Here is a 23,253-nt window from a genome sequence, read left to right on the forward strand (position 1 = left end):
TTGGTTCAAACTTGCGCCATGCGAACAGTAGTGCGAAAATAGGTCGCGTGTTCGAAAGGATAGGGATTAATGCCGCGCCGTTGAGCTGGCGGACCCTCGAGGCGGTCATGAGCGGCCGGGACGTGCCGGAGCTTGTCCCCGCCTCTGAGCGCCCGCGCACCCAGCGTCCCCCGGCCCCGTCCGCGCGCCCGTTCGCCGAGCTCCACTGCACTAGCTCCTACTCCTTCCTCGGTGGTGCGAGCGACCCGGAGGACCTCGTTGAGCGCGCTTTGGAGCTGGGGCTGCGCGGCCTCGCGCTGACGGACCGGGACGGCTTCTATGGGGCGGTGAAGTTTGCCGAGGCTGCTAAGGGCACAGGCCTCGCCACCGTGTTCGGTGCCGAGCTCTCCCTCGAGCCCGGTCGCCGGCTCACCGTGCTTGCCCGCGGCTATGAGGGCTACAAGGAACTCTCCTACCTCCTCACGCAGGCGCACATGGAGAGTGGGGAGAAGGATGTCCTGTGCTACCCGCCGCTCACACAGCTCCACGGCAACTGGCACGTGCTTGTCAGCCACGAGTGGCTGCCGGAGCTTGACACCATCATCGATACTTTCGGTGCCGAGAACATCAGCCTGGAGTACCAGGTCCGAGGTCTGCCGGAGGATGCCGACCAGTTTGCCGCCCTCGATGCCCAGGACCCGGCTCTCAGCCGCATCATCTCCGGGGCACCCCGCGCCGCTACCATCGCCGCCGCCCGCCTCGCCGCGGCCAAGGCGGCGCTCGCGCGCCGGGAGTCCGTCGCTCAGGCCGAGCCCCACCTCCACCCCATGGGGGCGCCGTGGTTGCGCGGCGCCGAGCGGCTCTTGCGCGCCGCCCCGGGCAGGGAAGACCTGGTCGACGAGGCCGTCCGCGTTGCCGAGGAGTGCGCCTTCTCGTTCGACCTCGTGGCACCGGGACTGCCGAAACTCCCGCACGAGATGGAGACGTTGCGAATGATCGTCGACAAGCGAGCGCCGGAGCGGTACAAAAGCCGACCGCAAGAGATCAAGGACCGGGCGCGGGAGCAGATTGCCAAGGAACTCGCCGTCATCGAGGAGCTCGATTTCCCCGGGTACTTCCTCATCGTCAACGACATCGTCGATTTTTGCCACCGCGAGAACATCTACTGCCAGGGGCGTGGGTCCGCCGCCAACTCCGCCGTGTGCTTCGCGCTCGGTATTACCGCCGTGGAACCCGTGCACGTCAAACTCCTGTTCGAGCGGTTCCTCTCGCCAGACCGCGACGGTCCGCCGGACATCGATCTCGACATCGAGGCCGGCCGGCGCGAGGAAGTGATCCAATACGTCTACCGCACGTACGGGCGCGACAACGCCGCCCAGGTGGCCAACGTCATCACCTACCGCACCAAGGGCGCCCTGCGCGATGCCGCCCGCGCCCTCGGCTACCCCCAGGGGGCCATCGACGGCTGGTCGCGCGGGGTGGACGAGCCGCCTCGCGATGTCCTCGCCCTCGCCGCCCAGTTCAAGGGCCAACCCCGCCACCTTGGCATCCACTCCGGTGGCATGGTCATCTGCGACCGCCCCATCGCCGACGTGGTCCCCACCGAGTGGGCGAGGATGGCAGGCCGCAGCGTCATCCAGTGGGACAAAGACGCCGCCGCCTACGGTGGCCTGGTGAAATTCGACCTCTTGGGGCTGGGCATGCTCGGCGCGCTGCACCACATGGTGGACCAGGTGAAAGCCCACCGCGGCATCGACGTGCACCTGTGGGAAATCCCGCTCACGGACCCGCACATCTACGAGATGCTGCGAGCAGCCGACACCGTCGGCGTGTTTCAGGTGGAATCCCGCGCGCAGATGTCCACCCTGCCCAGGCTCAAACCGCGCCGCTTCTTCGACATCGTGGTGGAGGTCGCGCTCGTGCGACCCGGGCCCATTCAGGGCGGCTCCGTCCACCCCTACATCCGCCGCCGCAACGGCGAGGAACCCGTCACCTACGACCACCCGTGTCTCAAAAACGCGCTGGAAAAAACCCTCGGCATCCCGCTCTTCCAGGAACAACTCATGCAGATGGCCAAGGATGCCGCGGGTTTCACCGGCGCCGAGGCCGACCAGCTGCGCCGCGCCATGGGGTCCAAGCGTTCCCCGGAGCGGATGGCGAAGCTCAAGCAGCGGTTCTTCGCCGGGCTCGAACAGACACACGGCATCACCGGCGACGTGGCGCAGAAACTGTGGACCAAAATGGTGGCGTTTTCCTCCTACGGCTTCCCCGAGTCGCACTCGCAGTCCTTCGCCGGGCTCGTCTACTTCTCCGCCTGGTTCAAGTACTACTACCAGGCGGAATTCACCGTCGGCTTGTTGCGCGCGCAACCCATGGGGTTCTACTCCCCGCAGTCGCTCATTTCCGACGCCCGCCGCCACGGCATCACCATCCTGCCCATCGACGTGCAGGTTTCCGGCGTGGAGGCCGACACTGCCGACGGTGGGCGCGCGATCCGCCTGGGGCTCAACCTCGTCCGTGGCCTGGGGGAGGAGGCCGCCACGCGGGTGGAGGCCGCCCGCCCGTTCACCTCCATTCCGGACCTCGCCCGCCGCGCCGACCTCACGGTGTCGCAGGTGGAGGCGCTGGCGCGCGCCGGTGCGCTCGACGGTTTTGGAATGGATCGTCGGCAGGCGCTGTGGGCCGCCGGTGTCGCCGCGACGGAGAAGCGGGGGATGCTCGAGGGGATGAGTGCGCTCACCGCCCCCGCGCTGCCCGGCATGTCCGCGTTTGAGCTGCTTGCCGCAGATGTCGCCGCCACCGGGGTGACCCCGCACGCCCAGCCGATGGCGTTCCTGCGCGCCCAGCTTTCCGCCCACGGCATCGTTCCCGCGTCCCAGCTTTTATCGCTTGTCGACGCCACCCGCATCACCGTCGCCGGCATCGTCACCCACCGCCAACGCCCCGCCACCGCCGGTGGGGTCACCTTCCTCGGGGTGGAGGACGAGACGGGGCTCATGAACGTGGTCGTCTCCGTCGGCCTGTGGAAGCGCTACAAAAAGGTGGCGCTCACCGCCAAAGCCCTCCTCATCCGCGGCATCATCCGCAACGCCAACGGCGCCGCCACCCTCGAGGCCGACAAGCTGGAGCCCCTGGCCCTCGGCGAGTACCTGTCCCGGGGGGCGCGGGACTTTAGGTAAGGAAAACGCCCCCAGCCGGGCAGGCCGAGGGCACCGAAACGCTTAACGCTTACAGGTTAGGGAAGCATTGCAGCGATCTCTGCGGGGAGCAGGGGCTTGATCTGCGGGAGCAGAGCTATGATGAGAGCGAGGCCGACGAGCACGGAGCCACCGGCGATAACGCCGATGCCGATTTCGCTCGGCTGACCCTTAGGAGAACTGAAGATGCTGGCGAGGTTGTAATCGATCTCGCTCTGCTCCTTGCCTGCAGCGCAGTTGCGGTAGGCAGAAGCAAGGCCGGCGTAGGCGGAGGCCTTCTTCTTCCAGGTGTTGTTCGTGGTATCGGTCTTGCCTTCAGTGGCCCTGGTCTTGTTGTCCTTCTTGTCCTTGTCAGCCGGGGTTTGCTTTGCTGCCTCAGCCTTGTACTCCTCGAGAAGTGCATCGAGCTTCCCCTGAGCATCAGCAACTTTCACGGTGATGGGGGACGTCTTGCCCAGAAGGGTTGCTTCGTCCTGGGGAAGAGTGATGGTGCAGACCTTATCGGCGATCTTGACGCCAGCTTCAGTCTTAGTTCCCTCGGCGAATGCCGGGGTGCACATGCCGGCGGCAACGGCGACGGCGGTGACGGAAGCGATAGATGCCTTCTTGAATCCCTTCATGGGAGTCCCTTTCTTAGGTGGATTATTCGGAAGCAGAAAAACGAACTGCTTTACCTTGATAGTAATCTCCATGCCACCTGAAAATCAGCTTCAAAGATGTGTAAATGCTGAGAAACTACTGCATGTGCACTGACCATGAGTTTTATCGATAGGCGTTACCCCCTTTTGTGTAGAAAAGGACATGTCAACAGTCCGGTGTCGGTGCTGTGGAGGGAAATTCGCCGCTAGTACCCTAGTGCACATGAACGAATCGATGAACGCTGTTTCGAGCAAGCTGGCACTGTCGCGGGTGCTTTCGGCCGCCGTGTGGTGCCTCGTGCCGGCCGTCGCCTGTGCTGTTGCGGGATACCTGTGGTGGACATGGTTGTACGTGGGGGCGGTGGCGTTCGTCGTGTTGTTTGCGTACCTGTGTTGGTTGCTGCCGGCCCAGGTGCGCTACCTGGGGTGGCGGGAGGCCCCGGATGAGCTCATGATCACCCGCGGGAAGTTCTTCCACACGTTTACGGTGGTGCCCTACGGCCGCATCCAGTACGTCGATGTGACGCAGGGGCCGTTCCAGCGCCTCTTTGGCCTCAAGGTGGTGGCGGTGAAGACAGCGAGTGCGTCGACGGATGCGTCGATCCCCGGTCTGCCCGCAGTGGGGGCGGATGCGCTGCGTGACCGGTTGGCTGAGCGGGCGCGGGAGAGGATGAGTGGGCTGTGAACAAGTCGATTGAGTGGCGGCACGTCCACCGCCTCACCCCGTTTTTGCACTTTTGGACGGCGATTTTTGCGTTCCTCGCGGTCATGCTCGTCAATGTGAGTGACGAGCTGGTGGGGGCTGCCGGCGATATTGTCCATGAATCGGGCCCCTACCTGCGCTACATCGGCATCGGTGTGGGCGTAACTATGGTGTCCTGCCTGGTGTTGTGGTCGTTGTCCATGGTGTGGTGGCGGGCGCTCGGCTTCCGCTTCACTGCCGACGAGGTGCAAACCAAGCATGGCATCATCCACACACAGGTGCGCAGCGCTCGCTATGACCGCATCCAGGCCGTGGACATCAAGGAGTCGGTGATCGCCCGTCTCTTTGGGCTTGCTGCGGTGAACGTCGAGGTCGCCGGTGGTGTCGGTTCGTCCCTGCGGATCGAGTTCCTCACGAAGGTGGAGGCGGAGGCGGTGCGTGCGGAGGTTCTCCGGCTCCGGGATTCCTCCACTCTTCCTTCGCTCGTCGACGATCGGGGGGACGTGATTATTCCCATGATCCCTGTGTCCACCACATTCGGTGCGGCGGCACTGCGCGTGGGTAACCTGTTCGCCGCCGGTTTTATGGGGCTCTCGCTGTGGGCCACGGGACTCGCCGGTGCGCTGCCCATTCTCCTCGGCATCGTCGTGGCGCTGTGGGGCGTGATCGACCGCGCCTTCCACTACACGGCCTGGTTTGACGGCTCCAACCTGTCCATCTCCTACGGTCTGGCCGATCTGCGCCAACAAACGATCCCCGTCCACCGCGTCCACGGCGTGCGGGTCATCCAGCCGTGGGCGTGGCGCCTGACCAGCTGGTGGCGGGTGGAGTGCTCCGTCGCGGGTTACGGTCAGGGGGACAAGGAAAAGCCCACGCAGATCCTGCCGGTCGGCTCGTACGAGCAGGCGTGCCACGTGGCGCGCATCCTTGCCAAGTTCGGCCCGGATGAAGATTTCTCCGTCGCCGATCCGCGCGGCGCCACCGCCCCCACCTACGTCAGCCCCAAGCGGGCCATCTGGGCGAGCCCGCTCGACCGCGACCAGCAGGCCGTCACCCTTGCCGGTGGCCGCGCCATCACCCACGAGGGGCGCTTCCACCGCGAGGTGAAGATCGTGGAGCTCGCGCACATTCAGGAGCTCACCGTCAAGCGCGGCCCGTTTAACCAGGCGTGGGATCTCGCCACCGTCCGCTTCGATCTTGTTCCTGGCCCGGTTTCTATGGCGGGCCACAATCTTTCTACCGAGGATGCCTTCGAGCTCACCGATCTCCTAAGAAAGAGGGAGTTGCCTGCGTTGTAGCCGTATCTGTTGCGGGGGTGGGGGAGCCGTTTTATGATGGCGGCAAGGCGCATAAGTAAGCGCATAATCTAACTACATTTTGGGGGGATTATGGCTCAATCGGCCACCACAAAACAAGGTGATTTTTTCGTCTCGCTGGTAAAAGAGGCGGAAATTCTGGACGGTCCTGTGGATCTTGGAAGCTTTGGTGAAACGACCATCCAATTACACTCGCTCGAGGATCTGTGTCTCGCAATGATGCCACTGGTGAGTGATCCGGATGCCCGTCTGGAGGAATTCAACGCGGTCTTTTCGGCCGCCGCAGACTGGGACAACGTCGAAGATCTCCTGGGGGGAGTTGCTGATGATCTCGAGATTCTGGAACCAGAAGAAGAGATGCTGCTGCGCACCATCGTGCTGGGAAACATGGGCGAAATGATGCTCAAGAGCTCCCAGCCTGAACCCAAGTACCAGCAGCGGATGAGTGTCGACGCGGACGGTGCCGGCGTGTACACCACGGCCATGGAGGTGCTCAACGAGCCGGAGAAGTTCGGCTGGGAACAATCCTGGCCCACCCGTTTCGGGCCGATGCTCTTCACCCTTATCGGGCTGTGCAATTTCACGCAGGAGCACCACACGTTCTATGAGGGGGACGCAGACGAGATCGGGGAATTCCTGGCCAAGCGTTTCGACCCTTTCCTACGGATGGTGCAGCTCGAAGCGCCACACTTGAAACTCCACTCGAAGCACCCGTTCCCACAGCAGGTACGCCAGTGGGTGAAAGACAACGTCCGGGGAGTTGCCCGCTTCGACGATGAAGAGGTTATGAGCATCGTCCTCGATGTCTTCCACAACATGGGGCTCATCAATATTGACCCCGGCTGTGGCGGGATTTGCTGCAACAGTTACGCCTGGGAGGTTCTCGTCGAGCCACAGATGTACGCCACCCTCATGTGGCAAACGCTCCCCAGCTTCGTGAGCGACAGCGATCGCCCCATTGCGCTACTCGATGCCCTCGTCTCCTACCTCGGGGGCCCCGCCGTCGCCGAGCAGCTCGAGGTAAAACCCATTGAACTGTACTCCAGGCTGCGCACCCTCGCCGCGGAGATGGGTGACAAGGATGCCCGCGAGGCCCTCAAGTACAACTACATCGTCCGCTGCATTTTCGGCATCCAGAAAGCCAACTTTAAGCGATTGGGGGACAAGGCTCAGCTCACCGAGATGGGCCAGAAAGTGATGCGATACGCGCTGGCCAAGAACGTGGACACCGAGGCGGAATCGTGGGTGACCATGAGGCAGGACCGTCGCGCCAGTTAGATGCCCTCCGGACAGCCAAGCTGCCGCCACGCCTCGTAGGTGGCCACAGCTGCGGCGTTGGAGAGGTTCATGGACCTTCTGCCTTCCAGCATGGGGATGCGCACCTTGCTGGTGATGCGCGGGTGGGTCATCGCCTCGTCGGTAAGCCCCGTGGGCTCGGTGCCGAACAGGAGGACGTCACCGAAGCGAAAGGAGACGTCGTACAACATCGAGGTAGTGTGACCTGTAAAAGCGAAGACACGCGAGCCGGGGAGCGTCGACAAGCAATCCTCCAGTGAATCGTGGACGGTGACGCGCGCGAGATCGCGGTAGTCCAGCCCAGCCCGGCGCAGGTGCCGGTCGTCCAACTCGAACCCGAGGGGGCGGACGAGGTGGAGGTGGGCGCCGGTACCCGCACACATTCGGATCGCATTTCCCGTATTCGGGGGGATAACGGGGTGTTCGAAAACAACGTGGGCGAATGGAGTGGGGATTTTTGGCATACTTAGATTATGACTGCTCTCAAGCTAGATGGAAAAATGTACCGCGACGAAATCTTCGTCGACCTGGAAAAGCGCGTCAAGGCGCTGAAGGACAAGGGCATCACCCCCGGGCTTGCCACCGTGCTCGTCGGCGAGAACCCCGCCAGCCAGTCCTACGTCAAGATGAAGCACAAGGACTGCGAGAAAATTGGCATCAACTCGATCCGCAAAGACCTGCCGGAGGACATCACGCAGGAGGAGCTGTTCGCCGTCATTGACGAGCTGAACGAGGATCCCGCCTGCACCGGCTACATCGTGCAGTTGCCGATCCCCAAGCACCTCGACGAAAACGCCGTGCTTGAGCGCATCGACCCGGCCAAGGATGTCGACGGCCTGCACCCGGTGAACCTGGGCAAGCTCGTCCTCAACGAGCCGGCACCGCTGCCGTGTACCCCGAATGGCTGCATCCACCTCCTGCGTCGCTTCGATATTCCGCTGGAAGGCGCGAAGGTCACCGTCATCGGCCGTGGCGTGACTGTCGGTCGCCCGATCGGCCTCATGCTCACCCGTCGCAGCGAAAACTGCACGGTGACGCTCTGCCACACCGGCACGAAGGACCTCGTCGCCGAGACCCGACAGGCGGACATCATCATCGCTGCCTCCGGCCAGCCACACATGCTCACCCCCGACATGATTAAGGAAGGTGCTGCGCTTCTCGACGTCGGTGTCTCCCGCAAGGACGGCAAGCTCCTCGGCGATGTCCACCCGGACTGCTGGGAGAAGGCCGGTGCTATCTCGCCGAACCCCGGTGGCGTAGGCCCGCTGACTCGCGCGTTCCTCGTGCGCAATGTGGTGGAGACCGCTGAGCGCCAGGCGGGGATCACCCCGGGTGAGTAATACTCCAGCTGTTGGCCTCGACAACCCGCATGACGTCGACCTGCCGCCCTCCCGCCTGCCTCAGACGTGGCAGAAGGCGGGGGTAGCGCTGTTCTGCGTCGTCTTGGCGCTGGTGTTGGTGTTCCTGTTCACTGACCACTGGCGTCGTGCGACGTTTGTCCTCGGCGCGAACTTCATGTTCCTCGCCGTTTTGCGCCTGACCTGCGATTCGCACATACTCGGTGTGCTTGCCGTACGGTCTCAGCGTTTCGACGCCCTGTTCACGGCATCTGTCGGAACGGTGATGATGATCCTCGCGTCCTCGGTCGACGCGCTTGGCAGCTAGACACGAAAAAAGAGACGGGTTTTCGGACCCGTCTCATTTTTTTGTTGCGCTCTAGCGCGCCTTTTTTACTTCGTATGCTGCCTCGGCGACACGACGCCGGGGTGTTCCTCGCGGTACTTCTTTACCTCGGCTGGGTCGGCGCTCGGACCATTCAACTTGCGGTATTTCTGAGCGAACGCGAGGTCTTTGTTTGTGGGGAATCCTGTGATAATGAAGTACACGGGAATGGCCAGCAAAAATATGGCCCACGTGGGGTTGTTTACGAGGCAATATACCCACGCAACGCCGAAGACTATAAGACCTGCATATCGGATCGTGGAATTCATTTCAATGTACCTCCTGGTCCAATGTGTGCCCCAGCCTACGAAAAGGAGTGTGGGCTGCGCAACGAAATGCCGGCATTCCCAGCAAACTGTTAGTTGTTTACACGTGGAAGAAGTTTCGGAATATGCGGTCGAGCTGGCGGGTCTCGGCAAGGAACGCGTCGTGGCCGATGGGGGAGACGATCTTATGCATGCCGATCACGTTTCCTAGGTTGCGGGCGAGGTGCTCCTGCTGGTGGTAGGGGTAGAGGATGTCGGTGTCCACACCGGCGACCATCGTCGGCACGTCGGTGGAGGCCAGCGCCTTGATGAGGCCACCGCGACCGCGTCCCACGTCGTGCCGGTTGAGGGCTTCGGTAAGGGCCACGTAGGAGCCCGGGTCAAACCGCAGGACGAGTTTTTCCGCCTGGTGGTCAAGGTAGCTTTGCACCTGGAAGCGCTGCTTGGGGTCGCGGTAGGGGCCGAGTGGATTCTCCTGATCCTGAGCGTCCACGCCGAAGCGTTCGTCGATTTCCTGCTCACCGCGGTAGGTGAGGTGCGCGACGCGCCGGGCGGCAGCCATGCCGTTCGACGGCGACACCCCGTGGGAGTAGAAGTCGCCGCCGTACCAGTGGGGATCCTGTTCGATGAACTGGATCTGCGCGGTCTGGATACCGATCTGCCAGGCGCTGGCACGGGCGGACACGGCGAGGACGAACGCGCGGTCAAGAAGCTCGGGGTGGGAGAGCTCCCACTCGAGCGCGCGAGCCCCGCCCATGGAGCCACCCATGACGGCAAACAGGTGCTCCACGCCGATTGCTTTAAGGAACTGGTACTCCACCTCTACCTGGTCGCGGACGGAAATGGCGGGGAAGCGAGAACCGTACGCCTCGCCATCGTCGGGGTGGGGGCTCGATGGCCCGGTTGTGCCCTTGCAGCCGCCGAGGACGTTCGTGCAAATGACGAAGTATTGGCGGGTGTCGATGGCCAAGCCTGGTCCAATGAGTCCCGGCCACCACTCGTCGGCATGTTGGTCGCCGGTGAGGGCATGCTCGACCAGGACGGCGTTATCGCCACGGAAGGTGCCCCATGTGCGGTAGGACACCTCCACATTGGGAATACGCGCGCCGGCCTCTGTCACGAATTCCCCGATGGAAACGTGATAGTTGGTCATGAGCATGTCCTTTCGGCTACTGGTCAGGCAAAGGCGAGCACCTTGCGGTGCGCGGCCCGGGCTGGTGTGACGGAGATGAGGTTACTCACCGCATCATTGATCCGGCGTGCGATGAACGGGTTGTTCATGGTGTACAGGTGGATGCCGTCAACGCCCTGTGTGATGAGGTCGATGATCTGGTCCACGGCGTAGGCGATGCCTGCATCGCGCATGGCGCGTGGGTTGTCGCCGAAGCGATCCATCATGCGACGGAATTTCGGCGGGATATCCGCCCCGCACAGGGACGTGATGCGCTCGATCTGCGCCTTGTTCACCACGGGCATGATACCGGCCTCGATGGGCACGTTGATGCCAGCGAGGTCGCAGCGCTCAAGGAAGTCGTAGAAGTGCGCATTGTTGAAGAACAGCTGCGAGATGAGGTGGTTGGCCCCTGCATCTACCTTTCGCTTGAGATTCCGGATATCGTCCACGCGGTTGGGACACTCGGGGTGTTTTTCCGGGTAGCATGCGGCAATGATGTTGAGGTCCGTGTGCTCCTTCACAAAGGCGATGAGGTCGCTGGCGTGGGGGAAGTGTCCGGAGGGGGCTTCGCCGCCGACAGGGAGGTCGCCGCGCAGGGCAAGCACGTTTTCAATGCCGTAGGATTCCATTTCGTGCAGACGCTGTAATACCTGGTCCCGCGTCAGGCTGATGGCGGGGAGGTGGGCGACGCCTTCGATCTGGTAATACTTCTTGATCGTGGAGGCGATAGGGAACGTGTGCGTGTTGTCGCCGGCGCCGACAGCGCCAAAGGTAACGGAGATGAAGTCGGGGTGGGTGCCTTCCAGGCCGTCCAGGGTGTCGTAGATGGTTTTGATGGACGATGTCTTCTTCGGGGGAAAGATCTCGAGAGAGAAGACCGTCTTCTTTTCAAAAAGTTCTGCTGTTTTCATGAGGGGCTTCTCTTTTCTAGGGGCACATATGCCGGTGGGAGACGGGCCTCCCACCGGCGGTGGTTTTTGTTAGATGAGTTCCTCGCGGGCGGTCTGGGCCGCTGCAACAAGGTTTTCGAGGCTCTTGCGGGTTTCCTTTTCACCGCGGGTCTTCAGGCCGCAGTCGGGGTTGACCCACAGTTTGGCGATGTCGATTTTTTCGGCGATCCGCTTGATCTGCGCGACGATCTCCGTGGTGGAGGGGACGCGCGGGGAGTGGATGTCGTAGACGCCGGGGCCGATGTTGGTGCGGAAGTTGCATTCAACGAGGGCGTCGAGGATTTCCAGGTCGGAGCGGGAGGCTTCGAAGGTAATGACGTCGGCGTCCAGTGCGTCGATAGCTGGGAGGATATCGGTGAACTGGCTGTAGCACATGTGCGTGTGGATTTGCGTCTCGGCTGCGACGCCGCTGTGCACGAGGCGGAAGGCGGGGATGGCAAAGTCGAGGTATTCGCTGAACCAGTCGGAGCGGCGCAGGGGCAGCTTCTCGCGGAGCGCGGCCTCGTCCACCTGGATGATCCGGATGCCGGCTTTTTCCAGGTCGAGGACTTCGTCGCGGATGGCGAGTGCGATCTGCAGGATGGATTCCTTGATCGTGATGTCCTCGCGGGGGAAGGACCAGTTGAGGATGGTCACGGGTCCTGTGAGCATGCCCTTGACGGGTTTGTCGGTGAGCGACTGCGCGTAGGAGGACCAGTCGACGGTGATGGCTTCGGGTCGCGATACGTCGCCCCACACAAGCGGTGGTTTGACGCAGCGGGTGCCGTAGGACTGGACCCAGCCGTTGCGGGTGAAGAGGAAGCCGTCGAGGTGCTGGCCGAAGTATTCGACCATGTCGTTGCGCTCGTATTCGCCGTGGACAATGACGTCGAGTCCGGTGTCGTCTTGCCAGGCGACGCATTCGGCGATCTTCTTCTTGTTGAAGTCGGTGTACTCCTCGGCGGTGATGTCACCCTGTTTGTACGCCTTGCGCGTCGCCTTGACGTCTTTGGTCTGAGGGAAGGAGCCGATGGTGGTGGTGGGGAGCGGCGGGAGGTTGAACTCGCGGCGTTGGATCGCGTCGCGTTCGTCGCGGGCGGGGCTGCGCGTGTAGTCGCTGTCAGCGATGCCGGCGACGCGGTTTTGTACCGCTTTGTTGGTGACATCGGTTCGGTGTCCGAGGCCGGTGTCTGTTGCTCCCTCACTGAGGGCCACCAGCTCGCCAAGCTTTTCGACGGCGAATGCGAGGTGAGCCACATAGGCCGGGTCGAGATCGGTTTCGGCTGCAACCGTGTAGGGCACGTGGAGTAGGGAGCAAGAGGTGGTGAGGACAACATTTTCTGTTACGCCACGAATAGAGGAGAGAAGCTCCTGCGTGCAGGCGAAGTCGTTACGCCAAATATTTTTGCCGTTGACGAGGCCTGCGTAGAGGACCTTGTCCTCCGGGAACCCATACTCGCGGAGAAGCTCGAGAGAGCGGCGACCTTCCACAAAGTCCAACCCGATGCCGTCGATAGGCAGCGAGGTGAGCGTGGTGTAGCTGTCGCGCACGTCTCCGAAGTACGTCTGGACGAGGACCTTGAGCCCACCCTTGTGGGCGAGGAGAGCCTCGTAGAGGCGGGTGAAGCGAGCGAGATCATCATCGGTTAGGTCGACGACCAGGGACGGCTCATCGAGCTGCACCCAGCTGGCGCCCACCTCGGTGGCGCGTTCGAGGAACTCCCCGTACGCAGCGGCGAGCTGGTCGAGGACTGCCTCCTCGTCGACACCGTCTTCCTTCTTCGCCAGCTGGAAGAGAGTGAACGGGCCAACGATGACCGGCCGGGTGTCGATGCCGATTTCCTTAGCCTCGAGATACTGGTCGAACGGCGCCGTACCGGTGAGCGCAATGGTCTCGGAGGTGTCGATCTCCGGCTCGATGTAGTGGTAGTTCGTGTTGAACCACTTCTTCATCGGGAGGGCCTTCACATCGCCCTTTTCTCCCTGGTAGCCGCGGGCCTGTGCAAAGTAGGTCTCGAGGGAGTCGAGGCCGAGGTCGCGGTAGCGCTGGGGGATAAGGCCGAACAGGGTGGCGGCATCGAGGGTCTGATCGTAGAAGGAGAAGTCACCGGAGGGGATCTGGTCAATTCCCGCATCCTTGATGAGCTTCCATTGACTGGCGCGGAGCTCGCGCGCGGTGGCGCGCAGCTCGTCGGCGGTGATCTCTCCACGGAAGAATTTCTCGGTGGCGAACTTCAGTTCGCGGTGGGCACCCACGCGGGGGAAGCCGATGATTGTAGTCGTCATGGCAGTAAAGGAATCTTTCTAGCGGTTCTTCAGTGCTTCGAAACCGAGTTCAAGGTCGGCGATGATATCGCGGACGTCCTCGATTCCGACGGACAGGCGGATGGTGGACTCGCTGATGCCGGCGCGCTCGAGGCCGTGGGCATCGGACTGGGAGTGGGTCGTCGTCGCCGGGTGGACGACGAGCGAGCGCACGTCGCCGATGTTGGCCACGTTGGAGTGCAGCTTGAGGGCATCGATGAAGGCCCAGGCCTCATCCTTGCCGCCCTTGATGTCGAAGGAGAGGACGGAGCCGGTGTACTTCAGGCCGAGCTTCTCCTTGACGGAGTACCACGGGGAGGACTCGAGGCCGGCGAAGTTGACCTTGGTTACCAGGTCGTGGCCTGCGAGGTACTCGGCGACCTGCTTTGCGTTCTCGTTGTGGCGTTCGACGCGGAGGGTGAGGGTGTCCAGGCCCTGTGCGAGGACCCAGGCGTTGAACGGAGACGGAGCTGCACCGGTGTCGCGGAGGAAGCTGGCGCGAGCGCGCAGGCCGAAGGCCGGTGCACCGAGGTCGGCGTACTTCAGGCCGTGGTAGGCCGGGTCCGGGGTGACGAAGTCGGGGAAGACAGGCTTGCCGTCGCGCTCGACGGTCCAGTCGAACTTTCCGCCGTCGACAAGCACACCACCGAGGGCGGAACCGTTACCGGTGTAGAACTTGGTGGTGGAGGCGACGACCACGTCGGCGCCGAGCTCCAGCGGGCGGACAAGCGCCGCAGTGGCGATGGTGTTGTCCACGATGAGCGGCACCTTGTTGTCGTGGGCGATCTGCGCCACGGTGGGGATATCGAGAACGTCTGCCTGCGGGTTGCCGAAGGTCTCGGCGTAGAAGGCGACGGTATTGTCCTGCACTGCTGCCTGCCAGGAGGCCGGGTCGTCCGGGTTCTCTACGAAGGTGGTCTCGATGCCGAGACGGGCGAGCTGCACCTGGAAGAGGGTTTCCGTGCCACCGTAGAGGCGCGGGGAGGTGACAATGTGGGAGCCTTTGCGGGCAACCGTGAGGATGGCTGCGGTCTCGGCGGCGAGGCCGGAACCGAAGAGCACGGCGTAGACGCCGCCTTCGAGGCTTGCGAGGCGATCCTCGACTGCTGCCACGGTGGGGTTGGTGAGGCGGGAGTAGATGGGGCCCTCGTCCTCGAGTGCGAAGCGCTGCTTGGCATGCTCCGCGTTGTTGAAGACGTAGGAAGTGGTCAGGTAGATGGGGAGGTTTCGTGCACCCGTCTGCGAATCGACCGGCTGGCCGGCGTGGATTGCGCGGGTGTTGAAGTCCCAGTTGTTTGCGTTGCTGTTGTCGTATTTCGTCGTCATGTTGAGCTACCGTACAGACCGCTTTGTCTGTAGGCAATAGACGTGGTTAGACCACTTGGTTCATTATATAGACAGCTCAGTTCATATTTTCGGGGTGTGAACGGGGGTAATTTACGGGGGTGGAATGTCTCACATAGTGGGATTTTGCCCTCGTTCTGCAGCGGGTGTACCTTGTGAAAGCTGCCTATTTGAAGGAGGAAAAGCCATGCTTGCAACACGTAAACCGCTGCCACGACAGACGGAAATCACGCCCGGTCGGCGTCGCATCATCCTGCTCCTTGTCGCGCTCGGCGGTTTCGGCATCGGCATCACCGAGTTCGTCTCCATGGGGCTTTTGCCGCTCATCGCCGCGGACTTTGGCGTGACCGAGGACGTTGCCGGCCATGTCATCACCACGTACGCCTTGGGCGTGACCGTCGGCGCGCCACTCATCACGGTGTTCACCGGCAAGCTGCCACGGCGCCGGCTCATCATCCTCCTCATGGCGGCGTTTACCGTGGGCAACGCGCTGACACTCGTCGCGTGGGATATGCCCTCGCTCCTCGTCGCCCGGTTTATCGCCGGCTTCCCGCATGGCGCGTACTTCTCCGTTTCCACGCTGTGCGCAGTGTCCATCACGCCCAAGGGCCAGCGCGGTCGCGTTGTGGCCTTGACGAGCCTCGGCTTCTCCGCCGCCACACTCGGTGGCGTGCCCGTTGTGCAATGGCTCGGCCAGGTCACCCACTGGTCGGTGGCCTACGCCGTCGTTGCTGCCGTGGGGCTTGTCGCGTTTACCGGCTTCTATGTGTTCATGCCCCACATGACGGAAATGCCCGCAACCAGTCCGTTGACGGAACTGAGCGCGCTAAAAAACGTCCAGGTGATCCTCACCGTGCTGATCGCCATGGTTGGCTTCGGCGGCATGTTCAGCGTCTATACGTACATCGGCTGGACGATGACGGATCCCGCGCGCGCAGCGATGCCGCCGGAATTCCTGCCACTGGTTCTCATGGCATACGGCTTTGGTGGGGTCGCTGGCAATATGCTCGGCGGTTGGATTTCGGACCGCAACATCGACTGGGGTCTCATCATCGTGCTTGGTTGCATTGCGCTGGCATTGGCTGGATTCTTCTTTGCCTCGGCGAACCCGTGGATTGGCACGGTGGTGTTCTTCATCATCGGCACCTTCGGCACGGCCCTCGTCCCGCTTTTGCAGATTCGTCTCATGGATGTCGCCGGTGAGGCGCAGACGCTTGCCGCTGCGTTGAATCAATCGGCGCTGAACCTCGCCAACGCGGGCGGCGCAACGATTGGCGGTGCCGTTATCGCGGCGGGCTTCCCGTACCATTACACGGCGCTAGCGGGCGTCACCCTTGCCACGCTGGGTATGGTGGTGTGGGTGCCGATGATGCTCACGAGGCCGGGACGGAAGCGTCGCGTGGTCATCAAGAGCCAGAGCTAGGCGTTGAGAAAAGCCCCGCGCATTCGTGCGCGGGGCTGGGGGACAGCGATGACTAGATCGCGTCGATGATCTCGTTGAAAGTGGCCGACGGGCGCATGACGGCGGTGGTCTTTTCCTCGTCGGGGAAGTAGTAGCCGCCGAGGTCGACGGGGGAGCCCTGGACCTCGAGGAGCTCCTTTTCGATCTGGTCGGAGTTGGCTGCCAGCTTCTCGGCGACGGGGGCGAAGGTGTCCTTCAACTCGCCGTCGGCAAGGGCCTCGGCCCAGTAGCGGGCGAGCCAGAAGTGGGAACCACGGTTGTCGTTCTCGCCGGCGTTGCGCTTCGGGGACTTGCCTTCGCTCAGCAGCTTCTCGGTGGCTGCCTCCAGGGCGGTAGCGAGGGTCTCAGAGCCGGCCTTGCGCAGGGACTCGGCAAGGGCCATGAACTCGCCGAGGGAATCCCAGCGGAGGTGGTTTTCCTCGAACAGCTGCTGGACGAGCTTCGGTGCGGATCCACCTGCACCGGTCTCAAACAGTCCACCGCCGGCCATGAGCGGGACGATGGACAGCATCTTGGCGGAGGTGCCCACCTCCAGGATGGGGAACAGGTCCGTGTTGTAGTCGCGCAGGACGTTGCCGGTGACGGAGATCGTGTCCTCGCCGCGGCGGATGCGCTCGACCGACTTCTTGGTGGCCTCGACGGGGGAGAGGATGGAGATGTCCAGGCCGTCGGTGTCCTCGTCGGCAAGGTACTTCTCCACCAGGGTCTTCATGTTGCGGTCGTGGGCGCGCTCCGGATCGAGCCAGAAGATCGCGGGCATGCCGGATTCGCGGGAGCGGCGGACGGCGAGCTGCACCCAGTCGCGGATGGGGGCGTCCTTGGCCTGGCAGGCGCGCCAGATGTCGCCGGCCTCTACCTCGTGGCTCATGAGAACCTCGCCGGCGGAGTTACGCACCTCGACGGTTCCGTCGGCGGGAACCTTGAAGGTCTTGTCGTGGGAGCCGTACTCCTCGGCCTTCTGCGCCATGAGGCCGACGTTCGGCACGGTGCCCATGGTGGTCGGGTCGAAGGCGCCGTTTTCCTTACAGTCGTCGATGACGGCCTGGTAGACGCCTGCGTAGCAGGAGTCGGGGAGGACAGCGAGCGTGTCCTGCTCCTGGCCATCGGCGTTCCACATGTGGCCGGAGGTGCGGATCATGGCCGGCATGGAGGCGTCGACAATGACGTCGGAGGGGACGTGCAGGTTGGTGATGCCCTTGTCGGAGTTGACCATGGCGAGCGCGGGGCCGTCGGCGAGGCGCGTGGCAATCGCGTCGCGGATTTCTTCGCCGTGCTCAAGTTCGGACAGGCCCTCGATGACGGAGCCGAGGCCGTTTTCGCCGTTGAGGCCCGCAGCGAGCAGCTCCTCGCCGTACTTCTCGTACACGTCTGCGAAGTAGGTGCGGACGACGTGGCCGAACATGATCGGGTCGGAGACCTTCATCATCGTGGCCTTGAGATGGACGGAGAAGAGGATGCCTTCCTTGTCTGCGCGGGCGAGCTGCTCAGCGAGGAACGCGTCGAGGGCGCGGGCAGACATGAAGGTGGAGTCGACAACCTCACCGGCCAGTACCGGCACCTTCTTGAATTCCTTCTCGCCGTCTGCGGTTTTCAGGACGATGGTGAGGGTGTCGTCTGCGGGCATGATGACGGACTGCTCGTTGTGGCGGAAATCGTGGTCGTCCATGGTGGCGACGGCCGTCTTGGAATCCGCAGACCATTCACCCATGGTGTGCGGGTGCTTGCGGGCGAAGTTCTTCACGGCCTGCGGGGCGCGGCGGTCGGAGTTGCCCTCGCGCAGGACGGGGTTAACCGCAGAGCCCTTGACGTTGGAGTACTTGTCTTCTGCGTCCTCGAAGTTCGGGATGTCGTAGCCAGCTGCCTGCAGTTCGGCGATGGCTTTTTCTAGCTGCGGCACGGAGGCGGAAATGTTCGGCAGTTTGACAATGTTCGCCTCGGGCTTCTTGGCAAGTGCGCCGAGTTCTGCGAGGTCGTCGGATGCGAGCCCAAATTCGGCAAGGATGCGGTGTGCCAACGAGATGTCGCGGGTTTCCACGTCGATGCCACCAGCCTTGGCGTAGGCCTCCACGATGGGTTTGAGGGAGTAGGTAGCCATCAGTGGGGACTCGTCAGTGCGGGTGTAGATAATTGTGCTCACGGTTTCACCTTTTCTTAAATAGTACGAGCGTTTGGTTAGCTGCCTCTTACCGTACCCGTAAAGTTAAAGGTATGTCTCACAAAATAGCTTCGGTAAACGTCAACGGTATCCGCGCCGCCGCCTCCAAGAGCCCCGGTTTCCACGATTGGCTGCGCACGGCCGATGTGGATATTGTGCTGCTGCAGGAGGTCCGTGCTACCCCTGAGCAGGCGGAAAAGGCCTTGGCCCCGGCGCTAGCGGAGGGCTGGCACCTGACCCTCCACGATTCTGCGGCGAAGGGGCGCGCGGGGGTAGCGATTCTGACCACCCGCCCGGTCACCGATGTGCGCACGGGGGTACCCGGGTTTGAGGATTCTGGTCGCTTCGTTTCTGCGCTTGTCGACGACCTCTTCGTCGCGTCCCTCTATCTGCCCACGGGGGCTGCTGGTACCGCAAAGCAGGACGAGAAATACCGGTTCCTCGACGCGTTGGAGATCCAGCTCGCGGAAATCGCCGCCAACCATGAAAAGGCCGTCGTCGCCGGCGACTGGAACATCTGCCACGCGCCGAACGATTTGAAGAACTTCTCCTCCAACAGGAAGAAGGCGGGGTGCCTGCCCGACGAGCGTGCCTTCATGGATGCGATTTTTGGCACCTTCCCGTTCGCAGAGAGCCAGGTCGACTCCCACGGCATCTTCGAGGGAGCCGTCGACTACGTCCGGGAGGGTAGGAGAGAGGCGTCGACAAGCCCCCAATGGTTCGACGTTGCGCGACGGCTGCACCCAGAAGATGCACCGTACACGTGGTGGACCTACCGCGGGAAGGCCTTCGATACCAACGCCGGCTGGCGCATCGATGTCCAGGCTGCGACGAAGGCGATGATGGAACGCGCCGAGTCCACCCGCGTCGACCGCGCCGACGAGTGGGGAACCCGCTGGTCCGACCACGCGCCGCTGGTGGTGACCTACCGTGACTAGAGTCCGCCACCCGTTCTTCCAAAACTCACTCATGAGCGCGCTTCTCGACGGCATCTACGACGGTGAGATGACTATCGGCGAGCTCCTCGGCCACGGCAACTTCGGCCTCGGCACCTTCGACGGCCTCGACGGAGAAATGGTCATCCTCGACGGCGTGTGCTGGCAGCTGCGTTCCGACGGCACCGCCACCCGCGCAGACCTCGACGCGCGCACCCCGTTTGCCGTGGTCACCAACTTCGTCCCCCACATCACGGCGAAAGCACCCGACAACCTTGCGCGTAAAGACGTGTCGGCGTTCATCGACTCGCTCATCCACTCCCAGAATTACATGTACGCGCTGCGGATCACCGGCGATTTTGCCGACGTCACCACCCGCATTGTGGTGAAGCAGGAAAAGCCGTACCCCAAGATGGTGGAAGCCACGCAATCCGATGCCGTCGTCCACATGGATCACGTCTCCGGAACCATCGCCGGCTTCCGCACGCCCGTCTACGAGCAAGGCATCTCCGTCCCCGGCTGCCACGTCCACTTCCTTGATTCTGAGCACAGCCACGGTGGCCACGTCCTCGACTTCTCGCTGCGCTCGGGAACCGTCGAACTCTGCGTGGGCACGGACCTCCAACTGCGTCTGCCCCTGACGGACGCATTCTCCCGCGCCGAGCTCGCCCCAGAGGATTTGCAGCAACAAATAGAAACGACCGAGTAAGGTAATTTTCCATGACTGACAAGAAAACTCGTGTACTGTCCGGAATCCAGCCCACCGCAGATTCATACCACCTGGGAAATTACCTGGGAGCCCTGAAACAGTGGATTACCTTGCAGGACGAGTTTGACGCGTTCTACTTCATCCCCAACCTCCACGCCATTACCGTGGACCAGGATCCCGAGGAGCTGCGCAACCGTACGTACGCCGGTGCCGCCCAGCTTCTCGCCCTTGGCATTGACCCCGAAAAGTCCACCCTCTTCGTCCAATCCCACGTCCACGAGCATGCCGAGCTCGCCTGGGTGATGACCTGCCTCACCGGCTTCGGCGAGGCGAGCCGCATGACGCAGTTTAAGGATAAGTCGAAGAAGCGCGGCGCCGACCGCACGAGCGCAGGCCTGTTTACCTACCCCATGCTCATGGCCGCAGATATCCTCCTCTACAAGCCGAAGTACGTGCCGGTGGGCGAGGATCAGCGCCAGCACCTGGAGCTTTCCCGCACGCTGGCGGATCGTTTTAACAAGCGCTTCGGCGACACGTTCCCGCTGCCTGAGGGATTCATCCCCACGGGCGCAGCCAAGATCTACGACCTGCAGGACCCGACATCCAAGATGAGCAAGTCCGGCTCCAATCCCAAGGGCATCATCAACCTCCTCGATGACCCGAAGGTGTCCGCCAAGCGCATCAAGTCTGCCGTTACCGACAACGAGAACGAGATCCGCTACGACCCGGAGACCAAGCCCGGCGTGTCCAACCTCCTCGTCATCCAGTCCGCGCTAACCGATAAGCCGATCGAGGACATCGTCGCGGGTTACGAGGGTGCCGGTTACGGTGCTCTGAAGACGGACACCGCCGATGCTCTCGAAGCATTCACCACGCCGTTGCGTGCCCGCTACAACGAGCTCATGTCCGATCGCGGTCAGCTGGAAGCTATCCTCGATGCAGGCGCTGAGCACGCCACCGAGGTGGCCGCTCCCGTCGTCGCCGAGGTGTACGAGAAGCTGGGGTTCACGGCGAATAAGCACTAGGCATGATTAAATAGGTCTGTTAAGGAAGTAGATCTTTAGGAGGCCTCGATGACTGCCCGCACGGCGCCAACAGAAAAAGATATCGACCAGTACGGTATCGAACGAGCAACAGACGACGAGCAGTCCGTGGTGGACAAGCTCCGCGATAAGTGGGGCTGGTTCGACCACATCATGCGTATGAACGAGCGCTACGGAGAAATGGGTGGCAACCAGTACGCTGCCGGCATTACCTACTTCTCCGTGCTCTCGCTCTTCCCGCTCCTCATGCTCGCCTTCGGCCTTGCCGGCTTCTTCTTGAAGAACCGGCCCGAACTACTGGCACAGATAGAGGAGCAAATCACCAGCTCGCTGTCCGGAGAGTTGGGAGAAACCGTCAACCAGGTCGTCTCCACCGCTATCGACCAGGCCGGTGCTGTGTTCTCCATCGGTGCACTGACCGCCCTCTGGTCCGGCCTCGGATGGATGAATAACCTCCGCTTCGGTGTCAGCCAGCAGTGGAAGATCGACCCCACCGGCGGCAACTTTGTCATGAACAAGCTGCGGGATCTCCTCGGCCTTCTCGGCCTCATGCTCACACTCTCCCTCGCCTTCGGCGTGACCGCCGTTGGCAGTTCCGGGCTCACCCACCGCATTCTCGAGCTCCTGCAGCTCGAGCAGGTTCCCGGTATCGGTGCCATTACCACCATCGTGGCGATCATTCTCGGTATTGGCGCCAACTTCCTCGTCTTCTTCTGGCTCATCAAATACATGCCACGCGGTAAGACCCCCGTGAAGTCCGCAGCCCAGGGCGCGCTCATCGGTGCACTCATTTTTGAGGTGTTCAAGCAGCTCGGATCCATGTTCTTCTCCAACGCGCTGAGCAACCCCGCAGGAGCCACCTTCGGGCCGATCATCGGCATCATGGTGCTCCTGTACTTCATCTGGCGCATCCTTCTTTACTGTTCGGCGTGGGCTGCCACCACCGAAGAGTCGCTTGCCCAGGTGAAACTCAAGGCTCCGACTCCCGCTGTCATCCGCGTCCGCCAGGATGTCACCCCAGCCACCTCACGCCCCGACACCGGTGCCGTTTTGGGGATCGGCGCGGCCCTCGGCGCCGTTGGTTCGTGGGCTGTGGGACGGCTGTTCAGGCGGTAGACTAAAAAGGTACACGTTAACGAGGGAGTAACGACAATGGTTTTGGATCTGTACCAGCTCTATGGACTCGATCGCGAGGCTGACGAACGCGACCTAGGCTGGAAGCTTTCCCGCATCGACAGTGAGATGCGGATTGAAAAGAAAGATCACAACGATCCGCAGCGTAAAGCCTGCGAGGTTGCTTACGGCATCCTTTCCGATGCAGAAAACCGCAAAGTTTACGACGAGAGCCTCGCCCGTGGAGAGGTAAAGTCCTGGCACGAACTCGAGTTCCTCTCCGATTTCGGTCGCTTCCCCCGACCCGAGGAAAACATTCCGCGCGACCAGCCGCAACGTGAGCAAGCGGCACCATCGTCCGGACCGCGCTACACGGCCACAAAGCAGCAACAGCCGATGTTCTTCTCAGCGCCGACCTCGTCATCGGCGGTGCAGCAGGCGCGTGAATACAGCACCACCCTCGGTGTGAATCGAAAGCTCCCGACGGCTAAGGAACGCCAGCACGTTAAAATCCTCGATTTCATCATCTATGCCGTGATCAGCGGGGCCTTGATCGGCGGAGGAGATGAGGCAGGATTCGGTATCGCATTGTCCGCACTGGTGCTCTTCCTTTACTTCGTTGGCTGCGAGGCGTGGTTCGGTGCGACTCCCGGCAAGATGCTCAATAACATGGAGGTAAAGAAAGCGGATACAGGCGCAAACCTCACCCTCGCGGAGTCCGCGCGTCGCAATCTTTGGACGCTCTGCAGCATCGTGCCAGGTTTTGGCTACCTCGTTACCCTTATCTGGGGTCTCGATCTTTCCAAGTCCATTGAGAAGGATCCCGAAGGCAGGGGCAATCACGACAAAGAAGTCGGTGCCATTGTGATTAAGAAGAAGTAGCTCGTTCGCCGTATATCGCTTTTCAATCCACAGGCCAGGTTTGTGTTCTTGGCCTGTGGATAACTTTTGTGGGTCTGGTCGGGTTA

Annotated in this window: 20 protein-coding genes; 12 read left to right on the top strand and 8 right to left on the bottom strand. The window is 62.3% G+C overall.

Going from position 1 to position 23,253, the window contains the following annotated elements; translation table 11 throughout:
• Positions 1–107: 107 nt before the first annotated feature.
• On the top strand, positions 108–3,158 hold the full coding sequence (locus tag HMPREF3044_RS07510) for an error-prone DNA polymerase (RefSeq protein WP_246820947.1): 3,051 nt from the start codon (positions 108–110) through the stop codon (positions 3,156–3,158).
• 56 nt (positions 3,159–3,214) lie between these two features.
• Here HMPREF3044_RS07510 and HMPREF3044_RS07515 read toward each other — a convergent pair whose 3' ends face one another.
• Complete coding sequence (locus HMPREF3044_RS07515) at positions 3,215–3,796, bottom strand: hypothetical protein (RefSeq protein ID WP_070740471.1); 582 nt, start codon at positions 3,794–3,796, stop codon at positions 3,215–3,217.
• A gap of 241 nt (positions 3,797–4,037) precedes the next feature.
• Here HMPREF3044_RS07515 and HMPREF3044_RS07520 point away from each other — a divergent pair, with 241 nt between their 5' ends.
• The 3 genes from HMPREF3044_RS07520 to HMPREF3044_RS07530 all read left to right on the top strand — a co-directional run bounded on the left by HMPREF3044_RS07520 (position 4,038) and on the right by HMPREF3044_RS07530 (position 7,111).
• Complete coding sequence (locus HMPREF3044_RS07520; RefSeq protein ID WP_070740474.1) at positions 4,038–4,499, top strand: PH domain-containing protein; 462 nt, start codon at positions 4,038–4,040, stop codon at positions 4,497–4,499.
• Entirely contained in the window at positions 4,496–5,815 is a 1,320-nt protein-coding gene (locus HMPREF3044_RS07525; RefSeq protein WP_070740477.1) for a PH domain-containing protein, read from the top strand. The genes HMPREF3044_RS07520 and HMPREF3044_RS07525 overlap by 4 nt, the downstream gene beginning before the upstream one ends.
• A 90-nt stretch (positions 5,816–5,905) precedes the next feature.
• Entirely contained in the window at positions 5,906–7,111 is a 1,206-nt protein-coding gene (locus tag HMPREF3044_RS07530) for a hypothetical protein (protein ID WP_070740480.1), read from the top strand.
• Here the strand turns inward: HMPREF3044_RS07530 and HMPREF3044_RS07535 are convergent.
• On the bottom strand, positions 7,108–7,593 hold the full coding sequence (locus HMPREF3044_RS07535; protein ID WP_070740483.1) for a tRNA (cytidine(34)-2'-O)-methyltransferase: 486 nt from the start codon (positions 7,591–7,593) through the stop codon (positions 7,108–7,110). The genes HMPREF3044_RS07530 and HMPREF3044_RS07535 overlap by 4 nt on opposite strands.
• Positions 7,594–7,602: 9 nt before the next feature.
• On the opposite strand from HMPREF3044_RS07535, the gene HMPREF3044_RS07540 reads away from it, so the two are divergent.
• Together HMPREF3044_RS07540 and HMPREF3044_RS07545 are read left to right on the top strand one after the other, a co-directional pair.
• Positions 7,603–8,469, top strand: a complete 867-nt coding sequence (locus HMPREF3044_RS07540) for a bifunctional methylenetetrahydrofolate dehydrogenase/methenyltetrahydrofolate cyclohydrolase (protein WP_005394982.1) — start codon at positions 7,603–7,605, stop codon at positions 8,467–8,469.
• Complete coding sequence (locus HMPREF3044_RS07545; RefSeq protein ID WP_005394984.1) at positions 8,462–8,794, top strand: DUF3017 domain-containing protein; 333 nt, start codon at positions 8,462–8,464, stop codon at positions 8,792–8,794. Before HMPREF3044_RS07540 ends, HMPREF3044_RS07545 begins: the two co-directional genes overlap by 8 nt.
• A gap of 65 nt (positions 8,795–8,859) precedes the next feature.
• Here the strand turns inward: HMPREF3044_RS07545 and HMPREF3044_RS07550 are convergent, their stop codons facing one another.
• The 5 genes from HMPREF3044_RS07550 to HMPREF3044_RS07570 form a co-directional block, all read right to left on the bottom strand.
• Positions 8,860–9,120: a hypothetical protein gene (locus HMPREF3044_RS07550; protein ID WP_005394986.1), complete on the bottom strand. Its 261-nt coding sequence runs from the start codon at positions 9,118–9,120 to the stop codon at positions 8,860–8,862.
• Between the two features lie 97 nt (positions 9,121–9,217).
• Positions 9,218–10,276 (bottom strand): homoserine O-acetyltransferase MetX, encoded by a 1,059-nt coding sequence (locus tag HMPREF3044_RS07555; RefSeq protein ID WP_070740486.1) that lies wholly within the window; start codon positions 10,274–10,276, stop codon positions 9,218–9,220.
• Positions 10,277–10,293: 17 nt separating this feature from the next.
• The gene (metF, locus tag HMPREF3044_RS07560) at positions 10,294–11,202 is read right to left on the bottom strand and encodes a methylenetetrahydrofolate reductase [NAD(P)H] (RefSeq protein ID WP_005394989.1); all 909 of its coding nucleotides are present in this window, start codon (positions 11,200–11,202) and stop codon (positions 10,294–10,296) included.
• Between the two features lie 69 nt (positions 11,203–11,271).
• Positions 11,272–13,506 (bottom strand): 5-methyltetrahydropteroyltriglutamate--homocysteine S-methyltransferase, encoded by a 2,235-nt coding sequence (gene metE / locus HMPREF3044_RS07565; RefSeq protein WP_070740489.1) that lies wholly within the window; start codon positions 13,504–13,506, stop codon positions 11,272–11,274.
• An 18-nt stretch (positions 13,507–13,524) separates the two neighbouring features.
• Positions 13,525–14,850: an O-acetylhomoserine/O-acetylserine sulfhydrylase gene (locus HMPREF3044_RS07570; RefSeq protein WP_005390382.1), complete on the bottom strand. Its 1,326-nt coding sequence runs from the start codon at positions 14,848–14,850 to the stop codon at positions 13,525–13,527.
• Positions 14,851–15,055: 205 nt separating this feature from the next.
• Between HMPREF3044_RS07570 and HMPREF3044_RS07575 the strand changes: the two genes are divergently transcribed.
• The gene (locus HMPREF3044_RS07575; protein ID WP_070740490.1) at positions 15,056–16,291 is read left to right on the top strand and encodes an MFS transporter; all 1,236 of its coding nucleotides are present in this window, start codon (positions 15,056–15,058) and stop codon (positions 16,289–16,291) included.
• A gap of 52 nt (positions 16,292–16,343) precedes the next feature.
• Here the strand turns inward: HMPREF3044_RS07575 and HMPREF3044_RS07580 are convergent, their stop codons facing one another.
• Complete coding sequence (locus tag HMPREF3044_RS07580) at positions 16,344–18,467, bottom strand: NADP-dependent isocitrate dehydrogenase (RefSeq protein ID WP_005394991.1); 2,124 nt, start codon at positions 18,465–18,467, stop codon at positions 16,344–16,346.
• A 71-nt stretch (positions 18,468–18,538) separates the two neighbouring features.
• Between HMPREF3044_RS07580 and HMPREF3044_RS07585 the strand changes: the two genes are divergently transcribed.
• The 5 genes from HMPREF3044_RS07585 to HMPREF3044_RS07605 are packed head-to-tail and all read left to right on the top strand — an operon-like array spanning position 18,539 to position 23,167.
• A complete protein-coding gene (locus HMPREF3044_RS07585) occupies positions 18,539–19,423 on the top strand; it encodes an exodeoxyribonuclease III (protein WP_070740493.1) in 885 nt (294 codons plus the stop codon).
• Entirely contained in the window at positions 19,416–20,129 is a 714-nt protein-coding gene (gene budA / locus HMPREF3044_RS07590; RefSeq protein WP_083318133.1) for an acetolactate decarboxylase, read from the top strand. The genes HMPREF3044_RS07585 and budA overlap by 8 nt, the downstream gene beginning before the upstream one ends.
• A gap of 11 nt (positions 20,130–20,140) precedes the next feature.
• The gene (gene trpS, locus HMPREF3044_RS07595) at positions 20,141–21,154 is read left to right on the top strand and encodes a tryptophan--tRNA ligase (RefSeq protein WP_070740495.1); all 1,014 of its coding nucleotides are present in this window, start codon (positions 20,141–20,143) and stop codon (positions 21,152–21,154) included.
• Between the two features lie 48 nt (positions 21,155–21,202).
• Positions 21,203–22,288, top strand: coding sequence for a YhjD/YihY/BrkB family envelope integrity protein (locus HMPREF3044_RS07600; protein ID WP_005395002.1), 1,086 nt, complete (start codon positions 21,203–21,205; stop codon positions 22,286–22,288).
• A gap of 36 nt (positions 22,289–22,324) precedes the next feature.
• The gene (locus tag HMPREF3044_RS07605) at positions 22,325–23,167 is read left to right on the top strand and encodes an RDD family protein (RefSeq protein WP_005395004.1); all 843 of its coding nucleotides are present in this window, start codon (positions 22,325–22,327) and stop codon (positions 23,165–23,167) included.
• Positions 23,168–23,253: the final 86 nt, after the last annotated feature.

The organism is Corynebacterium sp. HMSC073D01, from assembly GCF_001815555.1.
GTDB lineage: Bacteria > Actinomycetota > Actinomycetes > Mycobacteriales > Mycobacteriaceae > Corynebacterium > Corynebacterium glucuronolyticum.